Source organism: Halomonas sp. SpR1, assembly GCF_031010175.1.
In the GTDB taxonomy this organism is placed as follows: Bacteria; Pseudomonadota; Gammaproteobacteria; order Pseudomonadales; family Halomonadaceae; genus Vreelandella.
Genome location: NZ_JAUAMB010000069.1, coordinates 1 through 8,499, shown reverse-complemented (window position 1 = coordinate 8,499; position 8,499 = coordinate 1). Strand labels below are relative to the sequence as shown.

8 protein-coding genes are annotated in these 8,499 nt (G+C 46.3%); 3 read left to right on the top strand and 5 right to left on the bottom strand.

What is annotated here, in order from left to right:
- Positions 1-276: 276 nt before the first annotated feature.
- From QT231_RS24000 to QT231_RS23980, 5 genes are all read right to left on the bottom strand, one after another.
- The gene (locus QT231_RS24000) at positions 277-735 is read right to left on the bottom strand and encodes an META domain-containing protein (protein ID WP_308339288.1); all 459 of its coding nucleotides are present in this window, start codon (positions 733-735) and stop codon (positions 277-279) included.
- A gap of 95 nt (positions 736-830) precedes the next feature.
- Positions 831-1,871: a potassium channel family protein gene (locus tag QT231_RS23995; RefSeq protein ID WP_308339287.1), complete on the bottom strand. Its 1,041-nt coding sequence runs from the start codon at positions 1,869-1,871 to the stop codon at positions 831-833.
- Between the two features lie 43 nt (positions 1,872-1,914).
- Positions 1,915-2,949 (bottom strand): sodium:calcium antiporter, encoded by a 1,035-nt coding sequence (locus QT231_RS23990; protein ID WP_308339286.1) that lies wholly within the window; start codon positions 2,947-2,949, stop codon positions 1,915-1,917.
- 208 nt (positions 2,950-3,157) lie between these two features.
- A complete protein-coding gene (locus QT231_RS23985; protein WP_308339285.1) occupies positions 3,158-3,445 on the bottom strand; it encodes a hypothetical protein in 288 nt (95 codons plus the stop codon).
- Positions 3,446-3,514: 69 nt separating this feature from the next.
- Positions 3,515-3,820 carry a hypothetical protein gene (locus QT231_RS23980; RefSeq protein ID WP_308339284.1) on the bottom strand — a complete coding sequence of 102 codons (306 nt, stop codon included), beginning with the start codon at positions 3,818-3,820 and terminating at the stop codon, positions 3,515-3,517.
- Positions 3,821-5,108: 1,288 nt separating this feature from the next.
- Here QT231_RS23980 and QT231_RS23975 point away from each other — a divergent pair.
- The 3 genes from QT231_RS23975 (at position 5,109) to QT231_RS23965 (ending at position 7,821) form a co-directional block, all read left to right on the top strand.
- A protein-coding gene (locus tag QT231_RS23975) for an IS3 family transposase (protein WP_308339283.1) occupies positions 5,109-6,271 on the top strand; the annotation gives its coding sequence in 2 pieces (ribosomal slippage) (positions 5,109-5,364 and positions 5,364-6,271; 1,164 coding nt in all).
- A gap of 175 nt (positions 6,272-6,446) precedes the next feature.
- On the top strand, positions 6,447-7,271 hold the full coding sequence (locus QT231_RS23970; RefSeq protein ID WP_308339282.1) for a manganese catalase family protein: 825 nt from the start codon (positions 6,447-6,449) through the stop codon (positions 7,269-7,271).
- Between the two features lie 46 nt (positions 7,272-7,317).
- Positions 7,318-7,821, top strand: coding sequence for a ferritin-like domain-containing protein (locus QT231_RS23965; protein ID WP_308339281.1), 504 nt, complete (start codon positions 7,318-7,320; stop codon positions 7,819-7,821).
- The last annotated feature ends 678 nt before the right edge of the window (positions 7,822-8,499 follow it).

Below are 8,499 nucleotides of genomic sequence, written 5' to 3'. Positions count from 1 at the left end.
GGACTGATCTCGATACTGGACGCGGTAAGATGGCTCAAGCGTTCTTCATGAACCGCCGTGGTACGGAACCGTATGCCCGGTGGTGTGAGAGGACAGGGGAGGCGACTCCCCTTCCTACTCGATTCTGCACTATCTATCCAGTATGCACATTATCCACAGTCACACTTTAGATATGCCTGTGGATAACGCGTCATTCGGAATGCTTGCTTTCACCAGTGTATACGCCAGATAACCAACCAAGCTTTATAACCGTAACGATAGAGTTGCCTAACCATACTAATAAAGATGCACCGCCTCGAAGACCGCTAGCGGTTCATTGTTATCGCCCGACAGCACAAGCATCGAGCCATCCACGCTCCATGCGGTTACCTCCTTGAGCGCGGCTAGGAAATCTCGCTCCGTTTTCATTTGAGCCGTTGGGCAGGCCATTTTAGTGCTGGCGATTTGACCAAACACTATGCGCTCGTTCTCCACACGGTAGCTGCCCATCAGCGTATTACAGCCGGTAGCGCCGGCTAAGCGAGAAGCCTGTTGTTGAAGAACCAGGTGAGCTTCACGAAAATCCTTATGGGTTATGACCGGCGCGCCATCGAGCGATACCAGCTTCCAGTAGGTGTTGATCAACGATTCATCCGGGCGCTCTGCTCTCTCGTGGTTATCAATCGGCGCTGACGAGCAGCCAGCGGTCACGAAGGTAATTCCGATCATTACGCAAAGCGTTAGATACCGAATCAACGTATTACTCCTTATTCAGCTGCTGATGCCTGTTGGGTTTAGCTTGATTGGATAGATAAGCTGCAGGGTTGCCCAAAAGTTAAAGCCTCTCTTCCCTAGCTGCGGGTATTCGTCGATTGGCCCTCTTCAGAATGCCATACTTCCTGCCATTGCCAACCATCCTTATGAACGTAGGCCAACAATATTTTCTGATAGGGCAGCGAGGCTAAATAGTTCTGTATCTCAGTGCTCGATTTCTCGAACCCTGGTAATTCGGCATATTCGATAAGGACGGGAATATCAGGCGTGTGGCGGCTAGGGTGAATGAAGTTGCCACCCAGCGTATCAAGAAATTGCTCGATTGTTTTGCGGGCAATTAACAACTGCTCACGCGAAGCGGTATCTAGCCTGGAACTGGCAAAGTAGGCAATTGCAATTGCTTGGTACAGTTTTGCAATTGCTAATGAAAGTGCTTTGCTGCTGGTCTCACTGTGATAGTAGTGCAGGATTGGATAGGCTAAATGTTGCTGGCCTAAAGTGCTGATGGATTGCTGTAACGGCTGGAGTTGGCTCAGTAGTGTTGCATATTTCCCGCTGTCGTTAGTAGAGTCGAGTATTTGCTGTGGATTTTCGCCTAGCGCACTGATCGTCAATGATGTTTGACGTTTTTCAATAACATTTGTGATGATATTGAGTATATAGGTAATAGATATGGTGAAAAGGAAAAAGCCGTTTGCAGCAGCTAATATAGGGGGAAGACGCCAACTATCATTGCCTGCCACAAAGTCACCATAGCCCAGCGTTGTGAGGGTGTAGCCCGTATAGTAGGCGCGCTCAACCAAGCCAGCGGCGGCATTTGAAGAAGACAGCACTACAGCCTGGGGCGAACTACAAAAAAGGAAAAACCAACCCAGCCAAGCGACGAGAAACCATGTTAGCAGTAGTGTCATTGTCATCCATGGGCCAACGGAGGAGAGCATGGAATGACTTTTTCGACGCTGATGAATAGCTAACAGCACAAACCACATACCACTTACTAGGCGGTTGGTCAGAGGGCCGCCAGAGCTGGATACCGATAGAGTGGTGCGAATAGCATCATAAACTATCAACAAAATGAGTAAGATACCCACTACTCCAATTATCGTGCTTCCAATCACAACAAACGCTCCTTTGATATAATTTGCCGCTCTCTTGCGGCCGCTAGTCCAATATTAGTATGGCTATTCCTGTTAAATAGAGGCCGATAATGGTCAAACTTTCAAAACCAATTCGGCCAGGCCCCATCTCTTGGCGATGCAGTAGGCCCAGTATCAGTACTCCCGTCATTAATACAGCAAGGGCAACCCATAGCATGACATGATCGGGCATGACGTGATAAATGGAGCCACCCCGATATGCTACATCTGACGCAGCGGCAAACAATGTATCAAACGCATTTCCGCCGATGATGCCTGCCACTGCTAGTGTGAGCGCCCCACGCCGTACCGCTGCGACTGTCGTTACCAACTCAGGTAGAGATGTCACTATGGAGGTAAGTAAAACGCCGACAGCCGCCTGACTAAGCCCTGTCTCTGTTGCAATAACCGAAGCGCTACGTTCAAGCAACCAGCCAGTGACGGCTATGGTAAGCGCGAGACTCAAAAATACGAGCCATAGTTGTAACAGTGTTTGCTTTCCATAAGAGCTATCGGGCTGATCTTCTCGGGTTTCACGAGTTCGCTTTGGCACCCACATCGGGCGGCTTTGGGCGTTTTTAACCAGTCTCAGGCCAAATAGGTAAGCAATAAATAACAATGGTGTGATGGGATGTACCTGCAAGAAAGTCCACTCAGGTGCGAAGCGCCCTAACAGCAACATACTAAGCAGGCACAGAAGTAAGGCGCCCTGAATCAGATTGCCAAGGGAAGCGGCTGCATGTTCAAGGTTAGCGCGCCGATACGCCATGTCTGCAATGGCTAAAAAAAGTGTTTGCACGGCAATACCACCCAGCGCATTACTTATTGCCAGCTCAGGTTTGCCAGTCCAAGCGGAGGAGACAGACACCACAATACCTGATAGCGAGGTAGCCATCCCAAGCAAGACAGCGCCAGCAATAGCTTCACCTAACCCGGTTCGATCAGCGAGATCGTCCACAATCCGCGCAAGCCGCGTGCCAATGATACCAATGACAACTGCGCAAACGCTGAACAGTGCACAAGCGGCAGTTAGCGAAATATTACTAAGCAATGGGAGCATTGGTTTACCCCAGTCAGGACATATCGTTATGGTATACCGATATTGGCGTAAAATTATGTAATAAAAAGGCTTGTTCGGTGCTATTCGGCCTTACAATGGTGGCGATGCGGCTCTATTTTTTTCTCATTGCTATGTGGCATCACGAACGCTTTGCCATTAAATAGCTGCTCTGAATGCTAGCGCTTTTTTTAAGAATGACCAATGGATGTTAGCTAGTTTCATTTTTACCTAGAGTGAAATCCGGTGGGTCGCTTGCAGGGAAGCTTTCATCACTCATTTCGTCGACATGCTCCTGCTGTTTTAGGTAAGCAGATAGCTTTACAAAAGCGCTCAATGGCTTAGCTACCACCCAGCGATTGTTCTTCAGGGTTAGCTCCTGCTCAGGAACGCTATACGTGTTGCCGTCGATTGCTTCAAGCGCTACTCGTTTTAGATATTTATCTTTAGAAAAGTGACCTATAAGCTTCTGATGTTCATCATAAACAGGTTCTTTCATAGTAACTTCTCCTTTATTTAAGATTAACTATAAGTAAATGTAAACTTGAAAATAGTGTTAATATTGAAGCTATTTACTAGCTTTAGAAGATGCTTTTTTTGTTTTATTTTCAATGTTATCTTTGTGTGTTTTTTTCTCCTTCGACAGCTGGGCACCTGGAATAGGTGTCTCCTTAATAGAGGTGTTATGAGCTGGAGATGAGGAGTTGTGTACAGCTTTTTGATTATCTACGTTTTCGTCTGGGCGAAAGGGTTGAGGTTCTTGATTGCGTGATTCTTCATGATTAGCACTTTTATCGGCATCGGGTACATCCTTATCGATTAGCTTTTTGGCTTTTTGAGTTTCGCTAGTTTTTTCAGTTGGTTTGCGGTTCATGGCGTATCTACTCTGTGATTAAGAAGTGGGTTATAAAAATATTATGAACACTGTTTGTTAGCTCTTTTCTCAGTGGTGGGATGCAGCGAATCAATAGATCGAATGTTAGAAATGCTAAGACCGCTCCTGGGCTGAGTCGGTATTATATTTAGAACAATCATAAGATCTTGCATTGGTATGTCGTAACTAATTTTTTGAGCGAATTTATCAATTGCTAAAATCGACTAGTGCTTGAGTAATCCACTTATTGGGCATGGCTGCTTCAACCATGGGTAACTATTGCGAAGTTATGGATCTTCTCACCTCCTGCTCAAAGCGCTCGGGCAGGAATTGGTCTGGTGCTTTCCAGCGGTGAGGTGCGTGACTGGTTCCGTAGAGATCAAGAGCAGCCTGCCAGCTACGCTTTAAGATATAACCTTTATTTTAACTAACTGTAATTTAAAACTAATTACTAAGTTTATAATATAAAGAGCTTTATAAAGAACTGTAGGTGTCAGCGGTAAAATAGTCCAGATGATGGGAGGGTTAGAAATTATTTTTAACATAAGTATAAGACTATGTATTTTATAGCTAGCCTGATTTCCCTCCTGTTGTTATTGGCTGCAAAGGCAGGGCTCAAGCTACCGTAGCCAAAGGGTTTTCGGGGGTAAGGGTGGGAGCCCAGCGGCTGCTCGGTGTTTTCACTGTTTAGCTGGGCGGGTCGCAGAAAGCTTCTCAGTGTGACGAAAGCTAGGTGAGCTGCAGCAATGGCTTTTATATTGCTGCGTTGAGGTGACATGGCTGCGTTTCCTCAAAAGCTTCCTTCATCACTCGGTGAGGCCGGCTTTGGTAGATATAAATTGAGCCGCCTTTATAACTCATCAAGTAATTGATTTTCTTATACCAGTGAAGAAATAAGAAAAAAGTTAGTTTTATTGCTAAATTATTCATAACTTATGTTATTGAAATTCGTCCTGTTATCTTGATTTTTAGAGTGATGGGGTTGATTTATTTTAATTTTTTATTTTGACAAAAGTTAAAAAAATATTTTTATCGAAAATCAGCTTGAAGTGTAAACGCCAGCGACTATTCTCCATATTGCACGTGTTGATAAGACAAACGGCAAAAGTCGAGTGATTAAACTGAAAGGTTTTAATTGTTCTACTAAGGAGTTTTGGCATGGTTGGTAAACGTTAAGCTGTAAGCTAACAGCCAAGGAAGGTGCTTCCTCGTAACCAGGCATGTAGTGGTTCAATAAAACCGGACACCAACGTAGGTGGTAATATTGCCACCATAAGCGAGGTGTCTGATGACCAAGAAACGACGTACTTTTTCGCCTGAATTTAAGCAGGAAGCTGCCAGCCTAGTACTAGATCAAGGGTACAGTTATCCTCAAGCTTGTACCTCGTTGGGTGTCGGTGAAAGCGCCCTCCGACGCTGGGTTCACCAGCTTGCGGACGAGCGTCAGGGAGTAACGCCTAAGGGCAAAGCGTTAACCCCAGAACAGCAGCGTATTCAGGAGCTTGAGGCTCGCTGCAAACGCCTTGAGATGGAAAAAACCATCCTAAAAAAGGCTACTGCTCTCTTGATGTCGGACGACATGAATCGTACGCGCTGATAGACCAGTTGAGTGAGCAAATGCCTGTTGAAATGGTCTGTAACGCGTTTGATATTAGCCGCTCCAGCTACTACGAGTACCGCCAGCGGCGGCACCGCGTGGATGTTGAGCGTCTGGCCTTAAAAGCTCAGGTAAACCGCCTTTTCAAAAAGAGTCGCAGCTCAGCTGGCAGCCGCTCGATCAAGGGTTTGCTCAGCGAAGAAGGCGTCACCATTGGTCGTTTCAAGGTTCGGCGTTTGATGAGCGAAATGGGGTTGATCTGTAAGCAGCCGGGCCCTCATGCTTACAAGCAGACGACCGTTGAGCGACCTGATATTGCGAACCATCTTGATCGCAAATTTACACCAGATCAGCCCAATCAGGTCTGGTGTGGTGACATCACTTATATCTGGAGTGGCCAGCGTTGGAACTATCTGGCCGTTGTGTTGGATCTTTATGCTCGTCGTGTGGTTGGCTGGGCCATGTCGTCCAGCCCGGATGCAGATCTTGTTGTGAAAGCGCTGGATCACGCCTGGGAACAACGTGGTCAGCCAAAGAGGGTCATGTTCCATTCCGACCAGGGTAGTCAGTATGCAAGCCGCAAGTTCCGCCAAAGACTTTGGCGCTATCGAATTAAACAAAGCATGAGCCGGCGTGGCAACTGCTGGGACAACTCGCCGATGGAAAGGCTATTCCGGAGCCTGAAATCGGAGTGGATACCGGCGTTGGGATATCGAAATCTACCTGAGGCCAAGAAAGACGTTAGTGACTATCTAATGGGTTACTACAACCAGCAGCGACCCCATTCATTTAACGGTGGCATTTCTCCCGTTGGGGCTGAGGAAAATCTTAAATTACTGTCCGGTATTAGTTGACCACTACAGCAAAGGACGCATAGAGAATGCTCAAGGACGAGCGGTAGGTAGCCAACTAGGGATGGATCCCTTATTGGTTCTCGCATTGGAAGCTATCAAGCTACTTAAGGAAGAGCCTTAAGCTTACTGTCAGGAAAAGGAATTCCTGATAGTTTCTCTACAAGGAGTACACCCTATGTTTTATCATTCCGCAAAACTGCAGTATCCGGTGAAAGTTGATAAGCCAAACCCAGAGTTTGCAATGCTACTACAGCAAGCGATTGGCGGTATTGAAGGCGAAATTCGTGTTGCCATGCAGTATTTCTTCCAGGCAATGGGAGCGCGTGGAGACGATCGAATTCGCGACATGCTTATGTCTACCGCAACTGAAGAGCTCTCGCATATTGAGATGCTGGGGCATGCGGTAGCGCTTAATTTAGAAGGAGCGCCTGTTTCTTATCAAGAAGCAACCGCCAAAGACCCTATTATGAACGCTATTCTAGGCGGTGCTAATCCTCGTCATCTATTGTCCTCCGGGCTTTCAGCCATGCCGGTAAATGCTAATGGCGTGCCGTTTGATATGAGTCATGTCTATGCGACCGGAAATATCGGCGCTGATATGTTAGCAAATGTCACGGCAGAAGCGGGTGGTAGAGTGCTTGCTTCGCGTTTGTATAACTGGACGGATGACCACGGCATGAAAGATTTCTTGTCTTTCTTGATTGCTCGTGACACTTATCATCAGCAACAGTGGTTAGCTGTTATTGAAGAACTCGGTGGCATGGAATCGCAGTTGCCTATCCCTAACTCGACGCCTGAAGAGCATGAGGCGATGCAACACTCTTACTATTATCTCAACACATTACTCGATAAGGAAGCGCCGAAAGGTAGATGGTCCGAAGGCCCTTCCTTGGATGGTAAGAGTGAATATTCAGTTGTAAATCAACCAGCACCAGAAGGTCAGGAGCCAACATTAGGTAAAGCTAAGCCAGGCTCAGGCGCGCAGAAAGAGCAAATTTAAACGTTAATCATATCGTTAAATGTTAACGTAATAAGGAGAGCACGCAATGGAAAGCAAGCATTTGGTCGATTGGCTACGCGATGCGCATGCTATGGAAAAGCAAGCCGAGAAAATGTTGAAATCTCAGGCCCAGCGTTTAGAGCATTATCCGTTGTTACAACAACGGATTGAAGAGCATATTGAAGAGACATTGCATCAAGCCGAAAAACTTGAGCAATGCTTAACGCTGCTAGGCGCCGATACGTCAGCTTTCAAGGATATGGGCGCTGAATTAACCGCATTTGGCCAGGCTGTGGGCGGTATGATGGCTGAAGATGAGGTGGTTAAAGGCGGCATCGCGAGTTACGCGTTCGAAAATTTTGAGATAGCAAGTTATAAAGCCCTTATTAAAGCGGCTGATATGGCATCACAACCTGAGGTTGCTCGCCTGTGTAAAGAGATTCTTCAGGAAGAAATAGCCATGGCTGATTGGCTGAGTAAGCACTTAGATGAAACGACACAGCAATTTTTAGAGCGTGATAACGATGATGATTTGCGCGCAAAGACATAGTATTTCTAACGTCGGTTCCGCCTAATCCAATTTTTTTGCTCTCCCCCACAGAGCAAAGCCCCTTCCTCAGCCACTCAGGCTGGGGTTTTTTTATTAAGTTGAAATGATTTTAAAATACAACCTAGCTAACTGGGTAACGCCGCCTTTTAAGGTTTTATGGACGGCAACGGTTTGGTAGGAAAAGGCTAAACGTTGTCTCTTTTTATAACGCTTTCCCAGTTTTTAGAAAAAAACGCGATGCTCGTTTTCGCAAGCATCCAACTGAGCATGCACAATGAAATTTTAGATAGTGCAACTGAGGGTCGCCCTTGTGCACACTTCGGTATTCAGTTCACCTCTTTTAAAGCAAGATTCTGGTAATATTTCACCTCTTGGGAAGTGTAAACATCGTTAATTGTTCGATAGTACTCTCTATCGCTACGATGAATTTCGATCTGTATGTCAATACCCACTTCTGTATGAGGAAAGCGAGATTTGTTCTCTGCGATTTCCGCATCAGTGGGGAATTTTTCAAACAATGCTATCCTTGTACTCATAGGGAATTAAACACTTAGCCCGGATTTCTCATAGCGCCTCAGCCAGTACCGCACTCAGGCTGTAATATCGCTAAACACCTATGGGCACGGCTTAAATGGCCTACTTTTTAACCATTTTCCGTCGTTCAGACACACTTCCCCC

What these genes read in the sequence shown, in the direction of transcription:
- QT231_RS23965 (WP_308339281.1), top strand. Translation starts at nt 7,318, where the DNA reads ATGGAAAGCAAGCATTTGGTCGATTGGCTACGCGATGCGCATGCTATG.
- QT231_RS23990 (WP_308339286.1), bottom strand. Translation starts at nt 2,949, where the DNA reads ATGCTCCCATTGCTTAGTAATATTTCGCTAACTGCCGCTTGTGCACTG.
- QT231_RS23985 (WP_308339285.1), bottom strand. Translation starts at nt 3,445, where the DNA reads ATGAAAGAACCTGTTTATGATGAACATCAGAAGCTTATAGGTCACTTT.
- QT231_RS23970 (WP_308339282.1), top strand. Translation starts at nt 6,447, where the DNA reads ATGTTTTATCATTCCGCAAAACTGCAGTATCCGGTGAAAGTTGATAAG.
- QT231_RS23980 (WP_308339284.1), bottom strand. Translation starts at nt 3,820, where the DNA reads ATGAACCGCAAACCAACTGAAAAAACTAGCGAAACTCAAAAAGCCAAA.